19 protein-coding genes and 1 pseudogene are annotated in these 26,140 nt (G+C 62.3%); 10 read left to right on the top strand and 10 right to left on the bottom strand.

Going from position 1 to position 26,140, the window contains the following annotated elements:
• Positions 1–36: 36 nt before the first annotated feature.
• Complete coding sequence (locus BN1800_RS32585) at positions 37–657, top strand: glutathione S-transferase family protein (protein WP_087003773.1); 621 nt, start codon at positions 37–39, stop codon at positions 655–657.
• An 8-nt stretch (positions 658–665) separates the two neighbouring features.
• Here the strand turns inward: BN1800_RS32585 and BN1800_RS32590 are convergent.
• The 3 genes and pseudogenes from BN1800_RS32590 to recA all read right to left on the bottom strand — a co-directional run.
• A pseudogene (locus BN1800_RS32590) lies at positions 666–1,199 on the bottom strand (AraC family transcriptional regulator); the annotation flags it as partial.
• A gap of 177 nt (positions 1,200–1,376) precedes the next feature.
• Positions 1,377–4,037 carry an alanine--tRNA ligase gene (gene alaS / locus BN1800_RS32595; protein ID WP_087003776.1) on the bottom strand — a complete coding sequence of 887 codons (2,661 nt, stop codon included), beginning with the start codon at positions 4,035–4,037 and terminating at the stop codon, positions 1,377–1,379.
• 154 nt (positions 4,038–4,191) lie between these two features.
• Positions 4,192–5,280, bottom strand: a complete 1,089-nt coding sequence (recA, locus tag BN1800_RS32600) for a recombinase RecA (protein WP_087003779.1) — start codon at positions 5,278–5,280, stop codon at positions 4,192–4,194.
• A gap of 232 nt (positions 5,281–5,512) precedes the next feature.
• Here recA and BN1800_RS32605 point away from each other — a divergent pair, with 232 nt between their 5' ends.
• Entirely contained in the window at positions 5,513–6,454 is a 942-nt protein-coding gene (locus BN1800_RS32605) for a carbohydrate kinase family protein (protein ID WP_027512381.1), read from the top strand.
• Positions 6,455–6,484: 30 nt separating this feature from the next.
• Positions 6,485–7,411, top strand: coding sequence for a pseudouridine-5'-phosphate glycosidase (locus BN1800_RS32610; protein WP_087003782.1), 927 nt, complete (start codon positions 6,485–6,487; stop codon positions 7,409–7,411).
• A 28-nt stretch (positions 7,412–7,439) separates the two neighbouring features.
• Here the strand turns inward: BN1800_RS32610 and cckA are convergent, their stop codons facing one another.
• Positions 7,440–10,049: a cell cycle histidine kinase CckA gene (cckA, locus tag BN1800_RS32615; protein WP_027512379.1), complete on the bottom strand. Its 2,610-nt coding sequence runs from the start codon at positions 10,047–10,049 to the stop codon at positions 7,440–7,442.
• A gap of 268 nt (positions 10,050–10,317) precedes the next feature.
• On the opposite strand from cckA, the gene BN1800_RS32620 reads away from it, so the two are divergent.
• The gene (locus tag BN1800_RS32620) at positions 10,318–11,334 is read left to right on the top strand and encodes a flagellar biosynthetic protein FliO (RefSeq protein ID WP_087003785.1); all 1,017 of its coding nucleotides are present in this window, start codon (positions 10,318–10,320) and stop codon (positions 11,332–11,334) included.
• Between the two features lie 340 nt (positions 11,335–11,674).
• Here BN1800_RS32620 and dksA read toward each other — a convergent pair whose 3' ends face one another.
• Positions 11,675–12,115: an RNA polymerase-binding protein DksA gene (dksA, locus tag BN1800_RS32625; protein WP_087003787.1), complete on the bottom strand. Its 441-nt coding sequence runs from the start codon at positions 12,113–12,115 to the stop codon at positions 11,675–11,677.
• A gap of 254 nt (positions 12,116–12,369) precedes the next feature.
• Here dksA and BN1800_RS32630 point away from each other — a divergent pair, with 254 nt between their 5' ends.
• From BN1800_RS32630 to BN1800_RS32645, 4 genes are all read left to right on the top strand, one after another.
• Positions 12,370–12,864 carry a SixA phosphatase family protein gene (locus BN1800_RS32630; protein ID WP_087003789.1) on the top strand — a complete coding sequence of 165 codons (495 nt, stop codon included), beginning with the start codon at positions 12,370–12,372 and terminating at the stop codon, positions 12,862–12,864.
• Positions 12,865–12,939: 75 nt separating this feature from the next.
• Positions 12,940–14,415, top strand: coding sequence for a YcjX family GTP-binding protein (locus BN1800_RS32635; protein ID WP_027511807.1), 1,476 nt, complete (start codon positions 12,940–12,942; stop codon positions 14,413–14,415).
• Positions 14,412–15,494, top strand: a complete 1,083-nt coding sequence (locus tag BN1800_RS32640) for a YcjF family protein (RefSeq protein WP_087003792.1) — start codon at positions 14,412–14,414, stop codon at positions 15,492–15,494. The genes BN1800_RS32635 and BN1800_RS32640 overlap by 4 nt, the downstream gene beginning before the upstream one ends.
• Before the next feature lie 215 nt (positions 15,495–15,709).
• Complete coding sequence (locus tag BN1800_RS32645) at positions 15,710–16,261, top strand: hypothetical protein (protein ID WP_027511809.1); 552 nt, start codon at positions 15,710–15,712, stop codon at positions 16,259–16,261.
• 56 nt (positions 16,262–16,317) lie between these two features.
• On the opposite strand, the gene folK is transcribed toward BN1800_RS32645, so the two are convergent.
• Genes folK through folP form a run of 3 tightly spaced genes read right to left on the bottom strand, consistent with a single transcriptional unit; the run spans position 16,318 to position 18,060 of the window.
• Positions 16,318–16,809 carry a 2-amino-4-hydroxy-6-hydroxymethyldihydropteridine diphosphokinase gene (gene folK / locus BN1800_RS32650; RefSeq protein WP_087003795.1) on the bottom strand — a complete coding sequence of 164 codons (492 nt, stop codon included), beginning with the start codon at positions 16,807–16,809 and terminating at the stop codon, positions 16,318–16,320.
• Between the two features lie 16 nt (positions 16,810–16,825).
• Complete coding sequence (gene folB, locus BN1800_RS32655) at positions 16,826–17,197, bottom strand: dihydroneopterin aldolase (RefSeq protein ID WP_027511811.1); 372 nt, start codon at positions 17,195–17,197, stop codon at positions 16,826–16,828.
• 5 nt (positions 17,198–17,202) lie between these two features.
• Positions 17,203–18,060, bottom strand: coding sequence for a dihydropteroate synthase (gene folP, locus BN1800_RS32660; protein WP_027511812.1), 858 nt, complete (start codon positions 18,058–18,060; stop codon positions 17,203–17,205).
• Positions 18,061–18,164: 104 nt separating this feature from the next.
• Here folP and BN1800_RS32665 point away from each other — a divergent pair, with 104 nt between their 5' ends.
• Positions 18,165–18,791, top strand: a complete 627-nt coding sequence (locus BN1800_RS32665; protein WP_027511813.1) for a DUF922 domain-containing Zn-dependent protease — start codon at positions 18,165–18,167, stop codon at positions 18,789–18,791.
• 283 nt (positions 18,792–19,074) lie between these two features.
• On the opposite strand, the gene BN1800_RS32670 is transcribed toward BN1800_RS32665, so the two are convergent.
• Together BN1800_RS32670 and BN1800_RS32675 are read right to left on the bottom strand one after the other, a co-directional pair.
• Complete coding sequence (locus tag BN1800_RS32670; protein ID WP_027511814.1) at positions 19,075–19,395, bottom strand: 2Fe-2S iron-sulfur cluster-binding protein; 321 nt, start codon at positions 19,393–19,395, stop codon at positions 19,075–19,077.
• Between the two features lie 201 nt (positions 19,396–19,596).
• Complete coding sequence (locus tag BN1800_RS32675) at positions 19,597–19,965, bottom strand: Hpt domain-containing protein (protein ID WP_087003798.1); 369 nt, start codon at positions 19,963–19,965, stop codon at positions 19,597–19,599.
• Positions 19,966–20,430: 465 nt separating this feature from the next.
• On the opposite strand from BN1800_RS32675, the gene BN1800_RS32680 reads away from it, so the two are divergent.
• Positions 20,431–26,140, top strand: a 5,710-nt coding sequence (locus BN1800_RS32680) for an apolipoprotein A-IV repeat region-like domain-containing protein (protein ID WP_087003801.1), incomplete at its 3' end; no start/stop codon positions are given.

The raw sequence follows: 26,140 nt of genomic DNA on the forward strand, positions 1-26,140 counted from the left end.
CGCGCTAGACCGGAAAAGGAACAGGAGGAGGAAAGCATGGCTGAAGAACTCGTATTCTATACGAACCCGATGTCGCGCGGCCGTATAGCCCGCTGGATGCTGGAGGAGACCGGCGTTCCCTACCGCACGGAAATCATGACCTTCGGCGGCACGATGAAGGCGCCGGACTATCTGGCCGTGAACCCGATGGGCAAGGTGCCGGCGATCCGGCATGGCGAAACGATCGTGACGGAATGCGCCGCGATCTGCGCCTATCTGGCCGATACTTTTCCGGAAAAGGAGCTCGCTCCGAAGCCTCATGAGCGCGGCAGCTATTACCGCTGGATCTTCTTCGCCGCCGGCCCCTTGGAAGCTGCTGCCACCAACCGTGCGCTCGGCTTTGTGACGCCCGCCGAAAAGAGCCGAATGGCCGGTTACGGCAGCTTTGGCGACGTCATGGATACACTCGAAAAAGCCGTCAGCGCTTCGCCCTATATTGCCGGCGACCGCTTCACGGCCGCCGATGTCTACGTCGGCTCGCATATCGGCTGGGGCATGGGCTTCGGCACGTTCGAAAAGCGCCAGGCCTTCGCGGACTATGTCGCCCGCGTGACCAACCGCGAAGGCTACAGGCGAGCCACCGCGCTTGATGACGAACTCATGAAGCAGATGCAATAGGAGCCGCTTTACGCGAGCGGCATGTGAATATCCGTGAGCAGTTCGGTCGGCGGAACGCCGCGGGGATTGTTGGGATATTCCTGGAACATCACGCTGTCCTTGACCTGCCTGCCGGATTTTGGGAGCTATTCCGCTTAAAGCCATTGATCGGCCTTGTGCATATCGGCGTAAGGTCCCTTTGTGGCGGAGAACAGCATATTCGCCAGCATCGAGCCTATGCCGTTCGAACGGCGGCTCTGCCGGAACGCCCGAGAGGCCGGTCACGCAGGCGATGGAGCACAGCTTTTCCGCCGGCACGATATCCGCATCGTCGAAACAGACGCCGATCCTCCGCATGTCGGGTTTGCCAGGCCGCGGGCACCGAGCGTCCCGAACAGCGTCTCGAACGCCTTGCTGATCTGCATGTAGGAGCCATTATGGAGAACGCCTATCAATTCGATCGGCTCTATCTTCCGTAAGGTTACATCGAACATGGCCGCTTTCTTCCCGTTACGTGAGGGTTCAAGGGCTCTGTGGCCTCCCTCTTTCCGGTAGCGCGCCGGCGCAGCCCGTAGACTTGATCCTCCCCACGGTCGCTCACTCTTCCGCAGTTGCGCTTCTCTTTGCTCCCTATGACCAGCTTACGGCGGGACTGCACCACAAGAATGCACCCATGCTGGGCGCACAACAAAAAGGCGGAGGATTAGCCCCCGCCTTTCAAACCTCATCGGCAGATGAAATCAGCTTGCAAGTGCTGCCGCAACCGCTTCGATCGCCTCGTCGGCCTTGGAGCCGTCCGGACCGCCCGCCTGTGCCATGTCCGGCCGCCCGCCGCCGCCCTTGCCGCCGAGGGCAGCGGATGCAACGCGCACCAGATCGACGGCGCTGAACCGCGCCGTCAGGTCCGGCGTTACGGCAACGACCGCGCTCGCCTTTCCGTCATCCGATACGCCGATCAGCGTCACGACGCCCGAGCCGATGCTGGACTTGCCGTCATCGGCAAGGCCCTTGAGGTCCTTCGGATCGACGCCCGTCATCGCCTTGCCGAGGAATTTCACGCCGGCAACCTCGCGCGCCGCGTCCGTCGAGCCGCCTTGCCCGCCGCCCATGGCAAGCTTGCGCTTGGCGTCCGCCAGTTCGCGCTCGAGCTTGCGGCGCTCGTCCATCAACGCTTCGACGCGCGAAAGCACTTCGGCAGGCTGAACCTTCAGCGACGACGCGAGCGACTTCACGCGCTCGTCCTGCTCAGCCAGATATTCGCGCGCAGTTTCACCGGTGACCGCCTCGAGGCGGCGCACGCCCGCGCCGACAGCGCTTTCGCCGAGGATGCGCACGAGGCCGATCTGGCCGGTCGCCGCCACGTGCGTGCCGCCGCAAAGCTCGATCGAATAAGGCTTGCCGGCCTTCGTGCCGCGCACGCCCTGCCCCATCGAGACGACGCGCACTTCATCGCCGTATTTCTCGCCGAAGAGCGCCATCGCACCTTCGGCGATAGCGTCGTCGACGCTCATCAGCCGCGTAGTGACCGGTGCGTTCTGCAGCACGATCTCGTTTGCCATGTCCTCGACGACCTTGAGTTCTTCGGCGGACACCGGCTTCGGATGCGAAACGTCGAAACGCAGGCGTTCCGGCGCGACCAGGGAACCCTTCTGCGCCACATGCGTGCCGAGCACTTCGCGGAGCGCCTCGTGCAGCAGGTGCGTTGCCGAGTGGTTAGCGCGCAGGCGCGAGCGGCGGGCGTGATCGACGGACAGCGCGACGGCATCGTCAGCCTTCAGCGAACCTTCGATGACCGTCCCGGTATGGACAAACAGGCCCTCGCCTTTCTTTTGCGTATCAGTGATCTCCACCTTCGCATGGTCCGAACTGATGATGCCGGTGTCACCCATCTGGCCACCGGACTCGCCGTAGAACGGCGTCTGGTTGACGACGATCTGGACCTTGTCGCCGGCCGAGGCGGATATGACGGCAGCGCCATCCTTGACGATCGCCTGAACGACGCCTTCGGCGGTCTCGGTGTCGTAGCCCAGGAATTCGGTCGCGCCATGCTTTTCCTTGAGCTCGAACCAAATAGTTTCGGTCGCCTTGTCACCGGAGCCTGCCCAATGCGAGCGGGCCTCGGCCTTCTGGCGCTCCATCGCATCCGTGAAGCCGGCAAGATCGACGCCGATTTCGCGGGCGCGCAGCGCATCCTGCGTCAGGTCGAGCGGAAAGCCGTAAGTGTCATAGAGCTTGAAGGCCGTCTCGCCGTCCAGCATGTCGCCCTTGCCGAGCGCCGTCGTCGCGTCGGAAAGCAGCGACAGGCCGCGCTCCAGCGTCTTGCGAAAACGGGTTTCCTCGAGCTTCAGAGTTTCGGAGATCAACGCCTCGGCGCGGGCGAGTTCCGGATAGGCGCGGCCCATCTGCTGGACGAGCGCCGGTAGCAGCTTCCAGATCAGCGGCTCCCTGGCGCCGAGAAGCTCCGCATGCCGCATGGCGCGGCGCATGATACGGCGCAGCACATAGCCGCGGCCTTCGTTCGAGGGCAGCACACCATCGGCAATCAGGAATGCGGAAGAGCGCAAATGGTCGGCGATGACGCGATGGCTCGCACGGCGCTCGCCCTCGGCGTTGACGCCGGTTGCCTCTTCCGAGGCTTCGATCAGCGCGCGGAACAGATCAATGTCGTAATTGTCATGCTTGCCCTGCAGCACGGCCGCCACCCGTTCCAGCCCCATGCCGGTATCGATCGAGGGCCGAGGCAGATCGACGCGCTCTTCCTTCGTCAGCTGCTCATACTGCATGAAGACGAGGTTCCATATCTCGATGAAGCGGTCGCCGTCTTCTTCCGGAGAGCCGGGAGGACCGCCCCAGATGTGATCGCCGTGATCGTAGAAGATTTCCGAGCACGGGCCGCACGGGCCGGTATCGCCCATCGCCCAGAAATTGTCGCTCGTCGGAATGCGGATGATCTTTTCGTCCGAAAGACCGGCGATCTTCTTCCAGAGGCCGAAGGCCTCATCGTCCGTGTGATAGACAGTGACCAAGAGACGCTTGGCATCGAGGCCGAACTCCTTGGTGAGCAAGTTCCAGGCAAGCTCGATCGCCCGCTCCTTGAAATAGTTGCCGAAGGAGAAGTTGCCGAGCATCTCGAAGAAGGTATGGTGGCGCGCGGTATAGCCGACATTGTCGAGGTCGTTATGCTTGCCGCCGGCGCGGACGCATTTCTGCGCCGTCGATGCCGTCTTGTAGGGGCGCTGCTCCAGGCCGGTGAAGACGTTCTTGAACTGCACCATGCCGGCATTGGTGAACATCAGCGTCGGATCGTTGCGCGGCACAAGCGGGCTCGACGGCACGATCTCATGGCCGTTCGTCTTGAAATAGTCGAGGAAGGTCGACCGGATATCATTCACGCCGCTCATGCTATGCCCTTCAGTGCTGCCCAAGGCAGGTCAAAACTCAAATCCAGTGGCTTTTATCGTTCACCCTTGCCACTGTCCAGCAGACAAACAAAACCGGCCGCATTCTGATCAAGGAATGCGGCCGGTTTCGATACAGCAAAGCTGAAGCTACGAATTACATATCCGTGTCGGTGTCGCCATCATTGGCGTCCGGCCCGCTATTCTGCAGGAAGCGGTCGGCAATGAGCCCGGCATTCTGGCGAAGCGCTGTCTCGATCTCGCGGGCCATGTCCGGATTGTCGCGGATGAAGAGCTTGGCGTTCTCGCGGCCCTGGCCGAGACGCTGGCTATTATAGGAGAACCAGGCACCGGATTTCTCGACGATGCCGGCCTTGACGCCGAGATCGATCAGTTCGCCGGTCTTGGAAACGCCTTCGCCATACATGATGTCGAATTCCACCTGCTTGAAAGGAGGCGCCATCTTGTTCTTGACGACCTTGACGCGGGTCTGATTGCCGACCACCTCTTCGCGATCCTTGACCGCGCCGATACGGCGGATGTCGAGACGGACGGAGGCATAGAACTTCAGCGCATTGCCGCCTGTCGTTGTTTCCGGCGAGCCGAACATGACGCCGATCTTCATGCGGATCTGGTTGATGAAGATCACCATGGTGTTCGATTTGGAGATCGAAGCCGTAAGCTTGCGCAGCGCCTGGCTCATCAGGCGTGCTTGCAGGCCCGGCAGGCTGTCGCCCATCTCGCCTTCGATTTCAGCACGCGGCGTGAGAGCCGCAACGGAATCGACGACGAGAACGTCGACGGCGCCGGAGCGCACCAGCGTATCGGTGATTTCAAGCGCCTGCTCACCGGTATCCGGCTGCGAGATCAAAAGGTTCTGGAGATCGACGCCAAGCTTGCGAGCATAGACCGGATCGAGCGCATGTTCGGCATCGACGAATGCGCAGATGCCACCCTTCTTCTGCGCTTCGGCGATCGTCTGCAGTGCAAGCGTCGTCTTGCCGGAGCTTTCCGGCCCATAGATTTCAACGATACGACCCTTCGGAAGACCGCCGATGCCGAGCGCGATATCGAGGCTGAGGGAGCCGGTCGAAATCGTTTCGACCTCGATGACACTCTCGTTCGCGCCGAGTTTCATGATCGAGCCCTTGCCGAACGACCGCTCAATCTGTGAGAGTGCCGCTTCAAGCGCCTTGCTTTTGTCCACCGATTTGTCCTCTACGAGCCGCAATGAATTTTGAGACATCCGATCCACCTTTAGGTTATTGAAGCCGCTTGAGCAATATCGAGTTTGTACCCCATTTGTTCCAGCTGTGCAATGGGCGCCCAAACAATTGAAAGAAAAAGGTAAAACGTCCCGTGTTCTATATTTGTTTTATCGATGCAAAGCAACGAGTTAGGCAACGTCGGGCTGAGACTGCGGCATCCGGCGCCTCTGTACGATTCGCTTCTTCCACCGGCTGGGAGCATTCAGGACGATGAAAAGAATCCTCGTTTTCGGCGGCGCGCATATCGATCGGCGCGGGCGCATTTCCGGCGAGACGGCGCCGGGCGCCAGCAACCCCGGCACCTGGTTCGAGGAACCGGGCGGCGGCGGCTTCAACGCCGCAAGGAATCTAGCGCGCCTTGGCTTCGACGTCACCATGATTTCGCCGCGCGGCGGCGATCCGGCAGGGGAACTGGTGACGGAGGCGGCTTATGCGGCCGGTATCAGCGACCGACCCTTCGTCTTTCTCGATCGCAAGACGCCGAGCTACACGGCCATTCTGGAGCGGGACGGCAACCTGGTGATCGCCCTCGCCGACATGGAGCTTTACCGCTACTTCGTGCCGCGCCGGCTGGCGATCCGCTGGGTCCGGGAAGCCTTCGCGGCAAACGACCTCATCCTTTTCGATGCGAACCTGCCGGAAGAGACGATCGCGGCGATCGTCAGCCGAGCCAATGCGCTCGGCATACCCGTGGCCGCGATTGCCATATCGCCGGCAAAAGTGGTCAAGCTCAAGGCGTGTATCGGCGGCATCGACTATCTCTTCCTCAATGAGGCCGAGGCCGCAGCCCTGGTCGGCCAGCTCCCTGACAAGCCGGAGGATTGGGTGTCACTGCTCGGTGACACCGGCCTGAAGAGCGGCGTCATCACACGCGGGCAGCGCGAACTGATCGCCTTCGGCAGGGACGGCGCTTTCTGCCTTTCGCCGCCGTCGGTCGAAACCGTCGCCGACGTGACGGGCGCCGGAGATTCGCTTGCGGCCGGCATCCTCTCCGCCCTGATGCAGGGCCTGCCGCTCCAGGAAGCCCTGCGGCACGGCGCGGCGGCCGCTGCACTCACGGTCCAGTCGCCCTATGCCGTCAACGAAAAACTCTCGGCGAAACTGCTTGCGGAAACGCTTGCCCTTGTTCAGCGTGCCAGAATTCTGCATTGAAGCGGCAATATCGATGAAACGGAAGAGATAATGACGAAACCGATCTCCCCCCTCCTGCCGGTCTCCTATTCCAAGGAGGTTGCCGCCGCAAAGCAGCGCGGTGCGCCGCTGGTGGCGCTTGAATCGACGATCATCACCCACGGCATGCCCTACCCCGGCAATATCGAAATGGCCCGTAGCGTCGAAGCGATCATCCGTGAGCAAGGTGCCATTCCGGCAACGATCGCCGTCATTCACGGCGTTCTGCATATCGGCCTGGAGCCGGAAGAGCTTGAGAAGCTCGCGAAGGAGAAGGACGTGATGAAAGTCTCGCGCGCCGATCTCGCATTCGCCATCGCCGAGCGCCGCACCGGTGCCACGACGGTTGCCGCAACGATGATCGCCGCCGCCCGCGCCGGCATCAAGGTCTTTGCTACCGGCGGTATCGGCGGCGTGCATCGCGGCGCCGAAGAGAGCTTCGATATCTCGGCCGACCTGCAGGAGCTCGCCCGTACCGGCGTCATTGTCGTTTGCGCCGGTGCAAAGGCGATCCTTGATATTCCGAAGACCCTGGAAGTCCTGGAAACCAGCGGCGTTCCCGTCGTCACCTACGAGAGCGCAGAGTTCCCGGCCTTCTGGTCCCGTTCCTCAGGCCTGCGCAGCCCGCTGACGCTGAACAGCCCGGCCGCCATCGCCAATTTCCAGATCACCCGTGAGCAGTTGGGCATCGACGGCGGCATGCTGATCGCCAATCCGGTTCCGGAACAAGATGAAATTCCGCGCGAGGAGATGGAAATCTACATCGAACGGGCGCTGGACAGCGCCGAACGCGACGAAATCAGCGGCAAGGCCGTGACCCCTTATCTTCTCGGCACGATCTTCGATCTGACGGACGGACGGAGCCTCCAGACGAATATCGCGCTCGTCGAGAACAATGCCCGCCTGGCGGCTGAAATTGCCGTGGCGCTCGACGATTGAAATCGGACGGGCGGCGGTTACCGCCTCCCTATTCGCCTTCCAGCGTTTCCTTGACGACGACGGCGAGCTGCTTCAGCGAGAAGGGCTTCGGCAGGAAGCCGAACTTGGCGTCCGGCGGCAGGTTGCGGGCGAAAGCGTCTTCAGCATAGCCGGAAACGAAGATGAACTTCATGTCCGGATATTTCTTGCGCAGCTCGCGCAGCAGCGACGGCCCGTCCATCTCCGGCATGACGACGTCCGAAACGACGATGTCCACCTTGCCGTCCAGTTCCTCCAGAATGTCGAGCGCCTCGACGCCCGAGCCGGCCTCGTGGACGGTGTAGCCGCGTGTTTCCAGCATGCGCTTGCCGCCGCGGCGCACCGCCTCCTCGTCTTCGACGAGCAGAATGACGGCGTTGCCCGTCAGGTCTTCCGGCTGTTCCGGCTGGCCTGCGGCCGACTTCTGTGCAGCCGCCCCGGCTTCGGCTGCCGCAATGGCGTCCGCCTCGGCGGCGACGGCCGGATCGACGACATGGCGCGGCAGGAAGACCCGGAAAGTCGTTCCCTTGCCGACTTCGGATTCCGGCTGAATATAGCCGCCGGATTGCTTGACGATGCCGTAGACCATCGCCAGCCCGAGGCCCGTCCCCTTGCCCACTTCCTTGGTTGTGAAGAAGGGTTCGAAGATCTTGTCCATGATGTCGGGCGCAATCCCGGTGCCGGTATCGGCCACCTCGATCAGCACCATGTCCTCATGCGGCATGTAGGAATAATTGAAACCGGCCACTTCCGCCGCCGTCACGTTGCGGGTGCGCAGCGTCAGCTTGCCACCCTCCGGCATCGCGTCGCGCGCATTGACGCAAAGATTGATCAGCACCTGCTCGAACTGCGACAGGTCCGTCTTCACCGGCCAGAGATCGCGGCCGTATTCGACATCGAGCTTGACGTTGGTGCCGGACAGCAGCCGGTCGACAAGCATGCGCAGGTCGCCGACAACGTCGGTGAGGTTCAACACCGTCGGCCGCATCGTCTGCTTGCGCGAAAAGGCCAACAGCTGGCGCACGAGAACCGCGGCGCGGTTCGCATTGCGCTTGATTTCCATAAGGTCGGCAAAGCTTGCATCCGACGGCCGCGCCTGCAGAAGCAGATGGTCGGACGACAGGAGGATCGCCGTTAGCACGTTGTTGAAGTCGTGCGCGATGCCGCCCGCAAGCGTGCCGACCGCATTCATTTTCTGCGTCTGCGCCATCTGTGCTTCCAGCGCCTTCTGCTCCGTCATCTCGACGGCATAGACGATCGCGGCCTCTTCCGGCGCCTCGTCGCTCTGGTCGATGACGGCGTTGACGTAGAAGCGGAAATGGCGCGCCTCGTCGCTCGGCATGCGCGAATCGATCGGCGGGATATCGCCCTGGCGGTCCTTCGCCGCCGCCAGGGCGTCCTTCAGCCTCTGCCGGTCGGTTTCCTGAAGGATGACTTCGAGCGCTGCGCCATTTTCGACGTCATCGCGCGAAACGATGCCGGAGAAGAGCTTCAGGAACGGGGCATTCGTGCGCAGGATTCGCCCGTCGCCGTCAACCGAGGCAATTGCCATCGGCGTGTTGTTGAAGAAGCGTGTAAAGCGCATCGCGGCGGCGGAAGCGGACTGCTCGTTCTCGGTGCCTGGCTGTCTTCTCAGCACGATCGTCCGGCTCTCGCCCGGCGCGCCGTCGCGCATGGAGGTCACGCTGTGGATGAGCTGCACCGGCAGGCTCTGCCCGTTCGCCTTCTTGAGGTCGAGGTCGAGCGTATCGGTTTTCTTGAGGCCGGGCTCGGCCTGAACCGACTGGATGAGCGCCAGCCCGCCGCCCGCCACGAGATCCCCGATCGTCATCGAGCCCGGCACGAACTTCGTGAGATCGAGCCCGAGCCACTCGGCGAGCGTTGCGTTCAGGTAGAAGATTTCGCCCTTGCGGCCTGCAGAGAAGAAACCTGCCGGCGCATGGTCGAGGTAGTCGATCGCGTTCTGCAACTCCTTGAAGAAGCGCTCCTGGTCGTCGCGCTCGGCGCTGATGTCGCTGATCTGCCAGATATGCAGCGGCTTGCCGGCACCTTCCTCGGTTCGCAGCGTCCGCGCCTTGAGACGGTACCAGTGAGCGCCGGAATTGTTCGTTGCCGGGCCAAGAGCACGCAGCAGGCGGAATTCCTCCTGCCCTTCCCTGCCCTCGCGCAGCCCGTTCGACAGACGGTAAAGCGCTTCGTTCGATTCCCGGTGGCGCGAAAGCAGCGCTTCGAGCGTCTGCACCTCGGTCGGTTTGCGGGCGCCGGTCAGCTTTCCGTAGGCGGCGTTGGCATAGATGATCCGCCCTTTCTCGTCGGTGATCAGCGAACCGTCCGGGTGGCTGTTGAGAAACGACCGCGCAAGGCTATCCGATTGCCGCTGCGGCATGACCTCGATGAAGCCGATAACCGACGAAACGAGGAAGAAGATGCCGACCATGGCCAGCACGCCGAGGACGCCAAGAACCATCTCGTTTTCAAGCGAATCCTTGAAGTAGACGAAGGCGGCTGCGGCTGCGACAAGCACAAGCGCCAGAAGAATGATGCGAACAGCCGTTCCCGAACGTCCTCCGCGATCCACGATCGGGGCATTGTAGTCGTCAGCCTGACGTGGTGTCGTCATCTATTCCTCGCATGAGCCTGTTCAGCATTCGCTTATATTCTCAAGAGAAAGCAGGAATCAGGCGTTCGTTCCTTCTTAGCAAGTTGCTGCGTCCGCCAAAACAGTATGAAGAGCCAAGAATGCTTGAATTCACAACGAACGGCGCCACTTTCGACAACCAGAAACAGGTCCTTGTGTTCGGCCGTGACTGGACAAGCAGGCAGCCTATTGCCTAAGGAGCTGAAAAGCCGTCATGTTATGGCGAATGCCGCAACCGGAGTAGAAGACCATGTTCGACGAAGTAATGGGCGCCTATGGCAGCCGTTTCCTCCTCGCAGCGGGCGGCGTCGGCATCGCGCTGCTGCTCCTGATCGGCATCATGTGGATCCTCCGCAGCCGGGCGCCTTCGCCCTTCGTGCGCGGCGGCAAGAACCGGCAGCCACGTCTGCAGGTGCTGGATGCTGCAGCCGTCGATACGCGCCGCCGGCTGGTGCTCGTGCGCCGTGACGACGTCGAGCATCTGATCATGATCGGCGGCCCGACTGACATCGTTATCGAAAGCCGCATCCTGCAGGATACCGACGACGGCTCGGAGCGCGCATTCATAGCCCCGCCGGCGCCCCAGCCTCAGCCTGAACCGGTCGTCGCGATGCCCCAAGAGCCGCGTGCCGAGCCTGCAAGGCCCGTCGCAGCCTTCGAGCGCGAACCCGAAGCTGCTGAACCCTACGCTCCGGCACCCGCGCCTGCCGTCGAGCCGCGTCTGCATCCCGCAGTGGCCGCTCCTTCCGCGGCGCCTGCTGAACCAGAGCCGGCAGCAACATCGACCGTGGCGGCAAACATCGCACGGGAGCCTGCCAGCCCCACTGCTCCGCCACCGATCATTCCGAGGCCACCTGAGCGCCCCGTCTCCCCGGTGATCGAGGCAGCCAGCGCCGCCGACATCCTCGACGCGGCCCGCCAGCGCGTTCTGCCGCAGCAGCGGGTGGAGTCGCAGGTCTCGACGCCGCCGGCGCAGAGCCTTCCGACCGTTGCCGAAGGCGTGCCGGTTGTTACCGGCGACGCAGCCGCAGCTCCGAAGGAATCGCCCAGCGATTTCGAACGCATTCTTCAGGAAGAGATGAACAATACACTCGCTGCGCAGCGCATCGTTCCCACACCGAACGCGCCCACCCGCCCGGTTCCGCCGCAATCCGGCAGCCTGCTGCGCCGCGATCCGGAAATGGCGCCGATCACCGGCGCCGATGCCGACCTTCAAAAGGAAGTGGCCCGCATCTTCGGCGAAATGAGCGTCAATCGCGAAAAGTGAGCGATCGGGATAGGAACCTTGCGGGTCCGCCCCTCCCACACCACCCTGCGTACGGGTCCGTACAGGGCGGTTCGGCTGGTTATGCGGCCTTCGCGGGCACAACGGAAGCGAGGCCTATGCTTGCGAGGAAAGCGTTCGGCAGGGCGCTGTGGTGTCAGTCACGATCTGGCGGCACAAACCGCCGGCAGTGCACACGGCCCATGGCGCATCAGCAACACCCCGCGCTCGCCATTGCTGGGTAAAGGACTTACACCTCCAAGCTGTCGATCATGCTCGGCACACAGAAAAAAAGGCACAGCAAACCGCGGTGCCTTCGATATTCTGCAACGAGGCCGAAAGCCTATTCGTCGCGATAGACCTTCTCGCGGCGCTCATGACGCTCCTGCGCTTCGATCGACAGCGTTGCGATCGGACGTGCGTCGAGGCGCTTGATGCCGATCGGCTCGCCGGTTTCCTCGCAGTAGCCGTAGGTACCGTCTTCGATACGCTGCAATGCTGCATCGATCTTGGAAATCAGCTTTCTCTGGCGGTCACGGGCGCGAAGTTCGATCGCCCGGTCTGTTTCGGAAGAGGCCCGGTCCGCGAGGTCCGGGTGGTTGGCGCTTTCTTCTGCGAGATGATCGAGCGTCTCGCGCGCTTCTCTAAGGATATCGTTCCGCCAGGCTACGAGCTTGGCTCTGAAGTAAGCCCGCTGGCTTGCGTTCATGAATTCCTCGTCTTCCGAGGGAACGTAACTGCTAAGATCGATCTTCTCACTCGACGCGATTCTCCTGAAGAACATCTCATATGGCGGGGTGTATATCCCAAGCGCCATCGCGGATTCAAGCCAAATACGACAGGTAAACAGATTTTTAAATCTGTCATATTTTGAAGCTAACAATTTATTTTTGCATCACTATTAGGATTGTTGGTTTTTGCTTCCCGTTCAAGAAGGTGTGTTGGGCTTGCTGTTTTGCGCCGCCGCTGTGCCGATGCGGTTGACGCCGGTGATCCGCGGACGCTACTGAAAAGGCTCCTTCGCTCGTGGATTCTTCTATGGCCGCAACCTTGCCTCCACCCTCACGAATCTATCTGTTGCGGCACGCAGAAGCCGCCTGGGCGCAGCCCGGCGAACGGGATTTCGACCGGCCCCTGAACGATAGGGGCTATGACGACGCCGAACTCGTGGCAGACCGCGCAGCTGATAAGGGCTACCGGCCGGATCTTTTGATCAGTTCCACGGCAAGGCGCTGCCGCGAGACCGCGGACGCCGTGCACCGCGCCATGGGCCTGTCGCTCGACATCCTCTACGTCGATGAACTCTACAATGCCACCCCCGATGTCTATCTCGAGATCATCAATACCCAAAACGTCGGCTCCGTCATGCTGGTCGGCCACAACCCGACGACCGAGCAGGCGCTCGAAGCGCTCATCGGTTACGATGCCCTGCTGCGTGCGTTGCCGAATGGCTTTCCCACGGCCGGCCTTGCGGTCGTCGATTTCGACGACGCAGCCGCAGAGTGGAAGCTCACGGACTTTCTGCACGACTGACGTCTTTCGCGTCGCTTCTTTTTCGGGCAGCATCCGCATCCTATATGCTTGAGCACTGACAACCGGAAACCCGCCTTGCCGCCAAGCTTGACATCACTGACCGACGACGCGCGCATTGCGCTCGATAACCTCGCAGACCGCGCCTCGAGTCTTGTCAATCCGGCTATCCGCCTTGGCGTCACGGGGCTTTCCCGGTCCGGCAAGACCGTCTTCATCTCGTCACTTGTGCACAATCTGCTGCATGGCGGACGCCTGCCGCTTTTCGAGCCGGTTCAGTCCGGCCGGGTATCGGCCGTGCGGCTGGAACAGCAGCCGGACGACGCCGTGCCGCGCTTCCAGTACGAGGACCATATCCGGGCGCTGGTGAAAGACCGTGTCTGGCCGGATTCGACCCGCGCCATATCGGAACTGCGCATCACGCTGGATTATCAGAGCGCCAGCGGCTGGAACCGGCTGTTCTCGCCCGGCCGCCTGTCGATCGATATCGTCGATTATCCCGGGGAGTGGCTCCTTGATCTGCCGCTGCTGGCCAAGGACTACCGGACCTACAGCGAAGAGACGCTGGCGCTTGCCCGCAGCGGCATCCGCGCTGAACTCTCCCGCGGCTGGCTCGCACCGACCATAGCCACCGATGTCAAAGCCGCCGCCGATGAGATGCAGGCGCGCGATCTCGCGACGGCCTTCACCGATTACCTGAAGGCCTGCAAGGCCGACGAGCGCTCGCTTTCGACATTGCCGCCCGGCCGTTTCCTGCTTCCCGGCGACCTTGAAGGCTCGCCCGCGCTTACTTTTGCGCCGCTCGCCTTGCCTTCCGAAGGCAAACCGCCCCGGGGCTCGCTCTGGGCGATGATGGAGCGCCGCTACGAGGCCTACAAATCGGTCGTCGTCAAACCCTTCTTTCGCGAACATTTTGCCCGGCTCGACCGCCAGATCGTTCTCGTCGACGCGCTTCAGGCGATGAACCGCGGCCCTGAGGCGATCCAAGACCTGGAGCGCGCGCTGACGGATGTGCTAGCCTGCTTCCGTCCCGGCACGAACTCGCTGCTCTCGTCGCTCCTCGGCCGACGGATCGACCGCGTTCTCGTGGCAGCCACCAAAGCGGATCATCTGCACCATGAGAGCCACGATCGCCTCGATGCGCTGACGCGCCGCCTCGTCGAGCGCGCCATCCAGCGGATCGGTATGGCGGGTGCCGGCATCGACGTCATGGCGCTTGCCTCGGTGCGCGCCACGCGGGAGGCGACCGTCAGGCGCGACGGCCACGACCTACCGGTGATCGTCGGCACGCCGATCGATGGCGAGACGATCGCCGGCGAACGCTTCGACGGCATCAGGAAGACGGCGATCTTCCCCGGCGACCTTCCGGAAGACCCCGAGAGCCTGTTCGACGGCATTGAATCTGCAAGCCGCAATGTCCAATTGCCGGATGTGAATATCGTACGCTTCCGGCCGCCGCAGCTTGAGGAAACCGGCAGCGGCATCAAGCTTTCAGTGCCGCATATCCGGCTCGACCGGGCCATGCAGTTTCTGTTTGGAGACCGCCTCGCATGAGCAAACCCGCTTCTGGAGATTCGGATCGACCGGGCCGCACACCGGCGGCCTTTGCATACGACGACGATCCGCGCCCGATCGAGACGGACAGGAAACAGGAACACCGCAGGCCCGCAAGCTTCGGTGGCGAAGTCGTCCTCACATCGGACGAAGACGACCCCTTCATTAACCCGGACAAGGATATCGCCCCTTTGCCGGTCGCCGTGCCGCGCAAACGGCGCACGTCCTTTGGCAAGATCGCGCTCACTGCCTTCGGCGTGCTGTTGTCGCTCGCGTTCGGCCTCTGGACCGACAGCCTGATCCGCGACCTCTTTTCGCGCGCCGACTGGCTGGGCTACACGGCGCTCGCGGCATTCGCGATCGGCATCCTTGCCGTTATCGCCATCGTCATCCGCGAAACAGCAGGCATGATGCGTCTGGCAGCGGTTCAGACGATCAAGGCCGACGCGGAAGTGGCCATCCTGGAAACAAAGCCCGCCAAGGCACGCGCCCTGGTGAAGAATCTTTCAAACCTGCTTGCCGGAAAGCCCGAAACCGCCAAGGGCCGCGCCACCTTGAAAGCCGCCGAAGGCGACATCATCGACGCGCAGCATCTCGTGGCCCTTGCCGAACGCGAATTGCTGGGCTCGCTGGACCGCCAGGCGAGAGCGCTGATCGTCAATTCGTCGAAGCGTGTTTCGATCGTCACTGCTGTCAGCCCGCGCGCGATCGTCGATCTGCTCTACGTGCTTTTCGAAGCCTCGCGCCTGATCCGCGCCATGGCCGAGCTTTATGGCGGCAGGCCGGGCACTCTCGGCATGATCCGCCTGATGCGGGACGTTCTGGCGCATCTTGCCGTCACCGGCTCGATCGCCGTTGGCGACAGCCTTGTTCAGCAGGTCCTGGGCCACGGCCTTGCTTCCAAGCTCTCGGCCAGGCTCGGCGAAGGCGTCATCAACGGCTTGATGACGGCTCGCATCGGGATAGCCGCGATGGATCTTTGCCGTCCGCTTGCCTTTCGCGCCTTGAAACGGCCGGGAATCGGCGACTTCATCGGCGATCTAGCGCCCTCCGTGGTGCCGCGGGCCGGTAGCAAATAAGCGGCAGATAACATTTTCGCGCTTCCTCGACTTGCGTTACGGAAAGGGTCGAAAAAACCAGAAAGTTCATGATTCTAGCGGTCTGAATTGACGGTGTTGATCGCTCCTAAAGCCCGTCATTTTCACTGTGCTTCGTCCGCCGGAAACCAACCGTTAACCATTATTCGGCAAAACTCTGGGTCAGTAACGGGTGGTGTTTGGGTCAGGAAAAATCCATGTCTTCGCGCAAGTTTCTCTTCGTCTGCGGCCTCGCCGCTGCGGCATTGTCTCCGGTGGCGGATGTTGCCCCTGTTGCGACTGCTGCAACACGCGACAAGGCCTTCTTCGAATCTGTCGCGGGCTCATGGAGAGGTCCGGGCGAGATCGTCGCCGGCAAATACAAAGGCACGAAATTCAGCTGCAATCTCATCGGTTCTGCCACGAGCGACGGCGGTGCCGGCATCAAGCTCGACGGCTCCTGCCGCGTCGGCGTCTTCAAGCAGCCGATGTCCGCCCTCATCACCCAGTCGAGCAGCGGCTATAAAGGCAAATTCCTCGATGGCGCCGCCGGCAAAGGTCTCGACGTCGTTTCGGGCACCGTCACACGGGATACCGTGGTCGTCGGCTTGAACCGCGCCAAGCTGAACGGCGCGATGATCGCCCGCGTCCGCGACGACAAGACGATGAACGTCACCGTCTCGGTCAAGGTGGAAGACCGCATGATACCGGTGATCGGCCTGACGCTGACCCGCCAGATCGATGAAATGACGGTCGGCTCGGTCGAATAGCGACGGCAGATAGAGATAGACACTTCAAGCGGCGGGCTCTCCGCCGTTTTTTCATTTCACGCGCTGCGCCACCAATCGCGATTGGCATCCGCGATTTCGATGCCCTGGGTATCCGCCTCGCAAAGCCAGTCTGCAACGGTCCGGCCCTTGACGATGAGGTTCGAGGCAAAATCTGCAAGCGGCATCAGAACGAATCCCCGGTCGGTCATGCGCGGATGCGGCAGTTCTAGCCTCGGCGCTTCCTGTTCGACATCGTCGTATGTCAGCAGATCGATGTCGAGCGTTCGTGGTCCCCAGCGCTCGATGCGCTCACGCTTCATATTTCGCTCGATGCCGAGACAGACGTCGAGAAGCGCTTCCGGTTCGAGCAATGTGTCGAGTGCCGCGCATGCGTTGAAGAAGAAGGACTGGTCGGTCTTGCCCCAAGGCGGCGTTCGATAAAGCCGCGACACCGCAGTCACCCGGCAATCATCACGCCTGTCGAGTAGCCGCAGCGCCGCAGCCATCGACTTGACGGGATCGCCGAGATTGCCGCCGAGACCGAGCATCGCGGGCCTGAATCTGTCAGGCGGCAAAGTGTTCAATGCTCACCTGTACGAAATCGAGAACGCCGGGCACCGGCGCATTCGGCTTGCGCACAGTGATCTTTGCGCGCGTGATCTGATGAAATTTCTCGCAGAGGCCCTTGGCGATATCGAGCGCCAGCGCTTCGATCAAATAGCGGCGCTTGCCCGTGACGATCTCCTCGATCACCGTAAAGGCGATCCCGTAGTTCACGGTATCGTCGATCGAGTCGCTTTCGAGCGCGCCCGCCGCCACGACGTCGAGCTCGGCATCGACGAAGAACCGCTGGCCGAGGAACTCCTCCTCGTCGTGAACCCCGTGACGCGCAAAGAAGGCGCAATTCTGCAGCGTAATTGTATATTTCGTGCCCATCAGCCCTATCTCCGCTCGAAATCCAGACGCGCGGCCAGCATAGCATCCGCCATCGCCAGCGCATCCCTGTTGATTGCGACATTGTGCACCCGAAAAACCGCAGCCCCTTGCAGTCTGAGCAGTGCACTGCTCGCCGCCGTCGCAACATCACGTTCAGCCGCATCCCGCCCCGTGACCGCCCCGACGAAGCGCTTGCGTGACGTGCCAGCCAGCAGCGGCAATCCGAAACGCTGCAATTCGGCAAACCTCGCCATTAGCTCCAGGTTCTCGTCGGCGTCCTTGGCAAAGCCGAAGCCCGGATCGAGCACGATCCGCTCGCGCATGACACCTGCTTCCGCCGCGATCTCCAGGGAGCGAACCAAGAAATGATATTGGTCCGCAATCACGTCCGGAAGCTTTTCGCGGCCCCGACCCGTATGCATGAGACAGAGCCCGGCGCCGGTATCGGCCGAAACCTTGGCGATCGCCTCCTCCTTCTGCAATCCGTAGACGTCGTTGACGATATGCGCACCGGCCCCGACGGCGAGCCGCGCCGTCTCCGCCCGGTAGGTATCGATCGAAATCAGCGCGTCGCTCCTGCCACGCAGCGCCTCGATCACCGGCAGTACGCGGGCCTGCTCTTGCGCAGGGCTGACTTCGGCCGCTCCCGGACGTGTCGATTCCCCGCCGATGTCGACGATCGAGGCCCCCTCGCTGACGGATTGAAGTGCGTGCTCCACGGCGGCATCGACGCTTGCGTAGCGTCCGCCATCCGAAAAGGAATCCGGCGTCACATTGATGATCGCCATGATTACGCCGCGCGGCCCGAGTTCTATCTCGCGGCCGTGCGCCACGCGCCAGAAACTGCTTTGAAGCTGTAGCATCGGGGGTTATCCCATTGATTATAAAAAAAGCCGACGCCCCTGTATTGCGCTCGCCGTGGCTATGCCCCAAGCTTCGCCGAACTTCAACACGGGTAGCGTCAAGAATGCCTTCCGCATCGCGTTATATGCGTTTCGTCCTCGCTTTTTCCATGACTGTTGCCCTCTGCATTCCCGCCTCGGCTCAGGTCGTTGCGACCAAGAGTTACTCCTATTTCGACATCCGCGGAAAGAGCGCCGGCGAGCTCGACGAGGAGCTGAGCCGCCGCGGGCCGACGGCGAGCGGCTCGTCCGCGCGTCACCCCGGCGCGACGAAAATCCGCTTCGGCGGCGAGGCGACCTACCTGCAGAAGAAGGGCCGCTGCCGCGTCACCAGCGCGAAAGTAACCGTTCACACGCAGATCATCCTGCCGCGCTGGCGAAACCGCAACGGCGCAAGCAAGCAACTGTCGATGATCTGGGATACGCTCTCGAGCGACATCAAGAGACATGAGGAGCGGCATGCGGAAATCGCCCGCACACAGGCGCGCGTCATGGAACGGAACATCCTCGCACTGCCGGCTCAGCGCACCTGTGAAGCAATGCAGGAGCTTGTCACGGAAGAATCGAACCGGGGAATAGAAGAACACGATAGGTTGCAGGCGCGTTTCGACCGCGTCGAGGCCGTCAACTTCCAGAACCGGATGATGCGCTTGCTCAACAAGCGAATCAGTTCATCCGGTGGCGAAAGATAGCCCAATTTCTGAAAGGAAACATGCAAGATCGTTAGCTGGGCAACGAAACTTGTGCGAAGCTTTCCTCCTCCCCAGCCTGTTAATGATGAAAATTAGCGATATGCGACTCAACCCGCACGCGCTAATATGAACACATTCGGAAGTTCAGGTGGGATTGACCTGATCTTCTGTCGCTGGGTTCTCCTGGCGCGTTCTAAGCCGCGGGCGGTCCTCCCTCGCCCGATGGTTATGCGCCCGCCTTGCCTCGCACGTCATCCGGCGCGCGAGGCTTTTTTTGCACGGATCAGGCCTGCCGCTCGGGCACATGTACGATGAGTCCGTCCAGCACCGCCTTCATTCTGATCTGACAGGAAAGCCGCGAAGTCGGGCGAACATCGAAGGCGAAGTCGAGCATGTCTTCCTCCATCGCTTCCGGCGGGCCGACACGCTCCGTCCATTCATCGTCGACATAGACGTGACAGGTCGCACATGCGCATGCGCCGCCGCACTCTGCTTCGATACCCGGCACCGAGTTGCGCACGGCATTCTCCATCACCGTCGACCCCTGGTCGACATCCAGATCGAAGCGCGTGCCGTCGAAGGCAACAATAGTCAGTTTGGGCATGATATTTTCCGGTAATCATAGAGGGGAGGATCAGAATTTGTCTTCCAACAAATCTGATGAGCAGTCAACATCGACCGCCTTCACGGTTTCATTCCATATTTAAAAGCGACAGGCTTTTCCGTTTGCGTCATACCGCTGGCCACAAAAAGACCCGCTGTTCCTGAATGGAGCAGCGGGCCGAGCGGCTTAAAATGCCCAGCTCTAGCGGCTGAGCTTGAGAATGAAATTCTCGGCCTCGACGACGGCGGCCCCGACGGCGGCCATGTTCGCCGCATCGCTCCAATTGTTCTCGATCGCCTCTGCTGCTTCGAATACGCCGAAAGCCCCGACGGCGCTCGCCGCCCCCTTAAGCCGGTGGGCCGCGGCTTGGATTCTCTTTGCGTCGCCTGATGAAATTTCGTTCAGGCAGCCGCGTGCCTGGCGCGCGAAGATCTGCAGCACCTCGACTTCCAGCGCCTTGTCGCCCATTGTCTGCTTTGCCAGATGAACAAGGTCGATCGGACGAGCCTTCGAGGGGCATGGCCCCTTGGAATTATCCGGCGCCTCGAATGCGATACTGACTGCTGCCATGTGCCAATACTCCCGTCTTTACCCCGCAGTTGGATTCACACTGCGGTTGGAGAGTGGCGATCGCGTTAAATTCTGGCACATTGAGGGCGGAATTCTCGCGCTATGGTTAACAGCCGCTAAACGCCCTTAAATTGTTGGTTTTTCGACATCCGCCCGCGTTAAATTATGTTAACAACAGATTAATGGACGGTGATTAGCAAGGCTTCATTAATTGTCTCGGAAGCCCGGATGTGTCACTACGATACTAGTAGAGTTGGTTTATGGTACGCGCCTTTGCGGGCCAAGTGGATAGTGGTAATGTTTTGATACCGTCTGTTTGAAAAAGCGGCTATCTACTCTGAAATGACATGCTTATCCGTCCGCCGGCTTGGATGGGAAGCTCAGAGGCAAAGGTTGAAAACCTGGACGCGGCGTTGTCTGGGAAAATGCGGCTGAACCGGCTGGGATGTAACGAGGCGTAACCGAATGGCGAACAACAAGTACAGCGAGTCGATCGAGGACAAGGCGTTCCAAGCATTAGACGAAGCTCTCCAGATCGACTTCAGCCAGCAGAAGGCGCCGTCTCGTGGCGCTAAAACGCCCGACGCCCCGGAGGCCAAAGTGTCCGACACGCCATCTGCCCGCAGCAATCACCAGGACCAGGACGAGAGCCAACGCCGTGGCGGCCGCGGCTCCAGAGCGGCCGAGCAGCAGACGCCCCGTTCCCCGGCCCTGGCCGCGGCGAACGACGCCAACCGCATGACGGCGGCCTCCATTCTGAAATCGCTGGACGGCGGCTCGACGCGTTCGGCCGTCCGTAACGCCACGCTCTTCTCGCTGCTGTGGATCGTCGCCGGCGCCGGCCTGATGGCCCTGCTTTATTCGCCGCAGATTTGGCAGATCCGCTCCGTCGCCGATCTCGTGGCCCTCCCTGGCGTCATTGCCGGCATCATCGGCGTCATCGTGCCGGTCCTTCTGTTCTACGCGTTTGGGATCATGATCTCGCGTGCTCAGGACATGCGCAATGCCGCCCGCTCGATGGCGGAAGTGGCGCTGCGTCTCGCCGAGCCGGAAACGATCGCGTCCGAACGCATCATGACCGTCGGCCAAGCCGTTCGCCGCGAGGTCTCGGCCATGAACGAAGGCATCGAGCGAACGATCGCCCGCGCTTCCGAGCTCGAAACGCTGGTTCACTCCGAAGTCAACGCGCTTGAGCGCAGCTACGCCGATAACGAACTGCGCGTGCGCGGCCTGGTTCATGAGCTCGGTTCAGAGCGCGAAGCGATCGTCAATCATGCCGAGCGAATCCGCAGCTCGATCGTCGGCGTCCACGACCAGTTGAAGGAAGACCTCTCGCTTGCGACGGAAGAGATCGCCGTGCGCCTTGCAACGTCCGGCGAAGCCTTCGCATCGATGATCGACACCCGCGCCGCAACGCTGACGGAAAAGTCGGAAACCGCGATCCAGTCGCTCGGTTCGCTTCTTGCCGCCAAGACCGACTCGCTGCTGCAGACGCTGACCTCCTCCGGTTTTGCGCTGGCGCACGAATTCGACACGCGTCTGGAATCGCTCACCTCCAACCTCAACGATCGCGGCGAGCAACTGCTCAGCCAGTTCGAAACGCGCGCCTCCACGATGGACAGCAGCGCAGAGAAGCTGAATGCGGCGCTGAACGACCGCGCCCGCCAGCTGAACGAAATCCTGATCGCCCGCACGCGCGAAATCAACGAAAGCCTGACCGGCGGCGAACGCGAAATCACCGGCACGCTCGACGACGTGCTTTCCAAGCTCAATGCGTCGCTCGACGAGAAGAGCGCAAGCTTCCGTCAGAGCCTGCAGTCCAGCGCCGACGACGCCATCATGGACCTTGACCTGCGCTCCGGCTTCTTCGACGAGCGCCTGCAGGCAACGGTCGCCCAGATGTCCACCGCATTCGACGAACGCGTGGCGGAATTCGCGAATGCCTTCGACAAGCGCGCCGGTTCGCTCGACACCAAGCTGATGGAAAGCCTCGCGCGCATCAACGAGACGCTGGCCGGCGGCTCGGAATCGATCGACGGCATCCTCAATTCCAGCATCGAGCGCCTTGGCGCCTCGATGACCGACCAGTCCTTCGCGCTGGCGACTGCGCTCAGCACCGGTCAGGAGGTTCTCGAAAGCTCTCTCGGCAGCAAGGTCGACGAAATCTCCAGCGCCCTGTCGGTCCGCACCAACGAGATCACCTCTGCGCTGCAGTCTGCGAGCGGCGAGATTTCTGAGGCGCTCGCTTCGGGCGTCTCCGAGCTGCACGGCAGCCTGTCGGGCCGCGCGAGCGAGATCACCTCCGCCTTGCAGTCTGCAAGCGGCGAGATTTCTCAGGTGCTCGCTTCGGGCGTTTCCGAACTGCATGGCAGCCTGTCGGGCCGCACGAGCGAGCTCACCTTCGCACTGCAGAGCGCAAAGGATGAAATTTCTGAGACCCTGGCGTCTGGCACCACCGATCTGCGGGAGAACCTTTCGAGCCATACCGGTAAGCTGACCTCGGCGCTGAAAAATGCCAAGGGCGAGCTCTCCGAGGCTCTCACGTCCGGCACTTCCGAGCTGCAGGCGAATCTTTCGGGCCGTACCAGCGAATTGGCATCGGCCCTGCAGAACGCCACCGGTGAAATTTCGCTAGCGCTCGCAACCGGCACCTCCGAACTTCACAACAACCTGGCGGCGCGTTCGACGGAATTCCGCGAGACCCTGCTGTCGACCACGTCCGACCTCACCGCAGCCGTCTCCGCCGGTACCGAGCAGATCACCTCCGCCTTCGGCCGCGCCGACGAGCTAAACAACGTCATCTCCCAGCGCGCCGACGCGATCACGCAGGCCCTGGATTCCGCCCATGAACGCATCGACGACGTCATGGCGGAACGCAGCAGCGCGCTCGTCAGCGCGCTCTCCAGCAATCACGACCGCATCGCCGATGCCCTAGACGAAAAGACGATGGCGCTCGCCATCTCGCTTGACGACAGCCAGAGTCGCTTCGACAGCGCGCTCGAGGCCCGCACCAACGCACTCCTCGACACCGTTGCGGGTGCTGAGGCCCGGGTTGCCGGCGCCTTCACCGACAAGGCTGAGGCGATCCGCAGCGCTTATACCGACAACCAGGAACGGCTCGAACTATCGCTCGGCGAACACGCCGCAGCGCTCTCCTCGACGCTCTCCAGCAGCAACAATCGCCTCGAGACACTGACGGGCGAAGCAGCCGCCCGCATGGAAGCGCTCACAAGCGAAGCAACCGCGCGCATCGACGGCGGCCTCGCCTCGGCCCATGACCGCATCCGCGCAACGCTGGACGACCGTGCGAACGCGATCAGCCTTTCGCTCAGCAATGCGCATGCGCAGCTCAGCGATACGCTGTCGGAGCAGGCGACGACCATCGGCGCTTCGGTCGCCGCAAGCGCCAGCATGCTCGAAATGTCGCTGGAAGATCACGAAGCCTCCATTCGCCAGACGATCGACAACAGCGCCAAGTCGCTCGAAGAGCGTCTGCGCGAGGGCGCCGGCCAGATCGCCGGCCGCTTCCAAGATGCAGCAAGCGAAATCTCACGTTCGGCAGAAACCTTTTCCACGCACCTCGATCAGTCGATTGACGGCATGACCGGCCGGTTTGCCGAAACCGGTTCACGCGTCGAAGCAGGCCTTGCTGCTCTCGAAAACCGGATCCGCGACGGCGTCGGCGGTGTCGCAACGCAGGTGGATGCCGCAGGCAGCCGCCTTGCGGAAACACTTAACGACAGCATTTCGCAACTGCGCGAACTCGGCGACGATGCCGCCCTACGCGTTACGACCGTCCTGGAAAGCACAAGCGACACGCTTTCCAGCGCCATCGATGAGCGCACGGCAAGCCTTGCCTCCGCCATTGATGAGCGGGCGACAGCCCTCACCTCTGTGGTGGACGAGCGAGCGAGCGTGCTTGCCGCAGTCGTGGACGACCGTGCCGCAAATCTTGCAACGTCCATCGACGACCGCACAGCGAACCTTGCACAGGCGATGCACCGCGGCAGCGAACATATCGACGAACGCCTATCCACCATGGACCGGGCGCTCACGCTTGGCCTCAATGCCGTCAACCAGACGATCGAAGGCAAGGCAGCCGGTCTCGCCTCGACGCTGCGCAGCGCCGTTGCCGATGCCGCCCAGGGCATGGATGCCGAAGCTGCGCGCACGGCCGAACTGATGGCCCGCACCGGCCAGCAGTTCACCGAAGGTCTCGACCAGAAGAGCAGCGAGTTCGCACGTGCCATGGACGAGCGCTCCGAACAGATCGTCGGCCGCGTGTCCGAGGCGCAGAACCGTCTTGCGAGCCAGGCCGCCGCCGTCGCCCAGACCTTCTCCGAAGCCGGCAATGCGATCGTTAACAAGGTCGCTGAGGCCGAAACGCTCGTCAGCGGCCAGGTCAATGCCATTTCGCAGGCCCTCTCCGAGGCCCAGTCCTCGCTGGAAAGCCGCGGCGACGCGATCCGCTCGACAATCGCCAGCGCCAGCGAAGGTATTGCCGCCACAATGTCGGACGTCGACAAGGCTCTCGAAGCCCGCGGCGACGCGATCCGCTCAGGCCTGACAGACCAGGCCCGTGAAATCGATGCGACCTTGACGGATGTCGAAAAAGCGCTCGAGGCCCGGGGTAACACAATCCGCTCGACAATCGCCAGCGCCAGCGAAGGCATTGCCGCCACAATGTCGGACGTCGACAAGGCTCTCGAAGCCCGCAGCAGCGCGATCCGCTCAGGCCTGACAGATCAGGCCCGTGAAATCGATGCGACCTTCACGGATGTCGAAAAAGCGCTCGAGGCCCGGGGGCACACAATCCGCTCGACGCTCGACGAACGCACCCGCGAGCTCAATTCCATGCTCGCCGGTCGTTCTTCCGAGCTGTCGCGGCTGATCGATGAAACCGCACGCCCGATGATCGAGCGCTATGCGGAAACCGGCAAGGAGGCTGCGGCCCGCATCGCCGCCGCCGCCGAGCAGAGTGCCGACCGCCTTCGCGCCGAAAACGCGGCGCTGGCCAATGCGATCGCGGCCCGCACAGAGAGCGCCGCCACCGCGGTCAACACGATCGAAACGAGCCTGCTTGGCAACGTCAACGCGCTGATCGAGCGCCTGTCCGAAAACAGCGCCTCGATGGCGACGATGATGAGCCGTGCGGCGGAAAATCTGACGGACGTCGATGGCCGCCTCGGCGAGACCACCTCGCGCTTCACCGACTCGGCCTCCAAGGCGGCGGAAATGGTTTCGGCGTCGACCCGCCTGCTCGAAGGCAAGGTCGATCGCCTCTCCGATATCTCCGGCCAGACGCTGGCGCAGGTCGGCGGCATCATCGGCCGCTTCGACGAGCACTCGAAGGTTCTGAGCCAGGCATCGAACCTGCTTGCGGCTGCACAGTCGAACCTCGTGTCGACGCTCGAGGAACGTGAAGGCGCTCTTCAGAACCTCTCCGTCGGCCTCGTCCAGCGTTCCGAAGAGATCGAAACGACCATGCGCGCGCTTTCCAGCATGGTCGAGAACGCCTTCGAGCGCGCCGAACAGCGCTCCAACCAGGTCACCGGCAATCTGCGCCAGGGCGTACAGTCCTCCTTCGCCGATATCGGCCGCGTGCTCTCGGAAACCGAGAAGCGTACCGAGGAAGCCGCCGAGGCGATGCGCAACTCGATCGTCAAGGCCGGCGAAGAAGCGAACGCAACGATCGACGGCACCTTCGGCAATGCCGAACGCCGCGCGAACGATCTGTCGAACCGCCTTCGCGGTGGGCTGACGGCGTCGCTTTCGGATGTCGAGCGCATGCTCGGCGAGGCCGGCCGTGCTTCGGACGGCGCTGCCCAGCAGCTGCGGGAATCGCTTCGCGAAGCCGTCGAGGAAGCGGTCGCCCGCTTCTCCGGCGCTACCGACGAAATCCGCCGCTCGGCAGGCGATATTCGCAAGGAACTCGACATGACGCGCAGCGAATTGAAGCGCGGCGCATTCGACCTTCCGGAAGAAGCCAAGGAAAGTGCGGCCGCGATGCGCCGCGCCGTTGCCGAACAAATCAAGGCGCTGCAGGACATTTCGCAGATCGTCGGCCGCTCCACGCAGCAACTCGAAATCTCCGAGCCGGTTGCCCGCGCAGCCGCACATGCCCAGCCCGCACCGCGCGGGGCAGCTGCGGCCGCCCAGCAGCCTGCCCCGGCGC

Source organism: Rhizobium sullae (assembly GCF_900169785.1).
Classification (GTDB): Bacteria; Pseudomonadota; Alphaproteobacteria; order Rhizobiales; family Rhizobiaceae; genus Rhizobium; species Rhizobium sullae.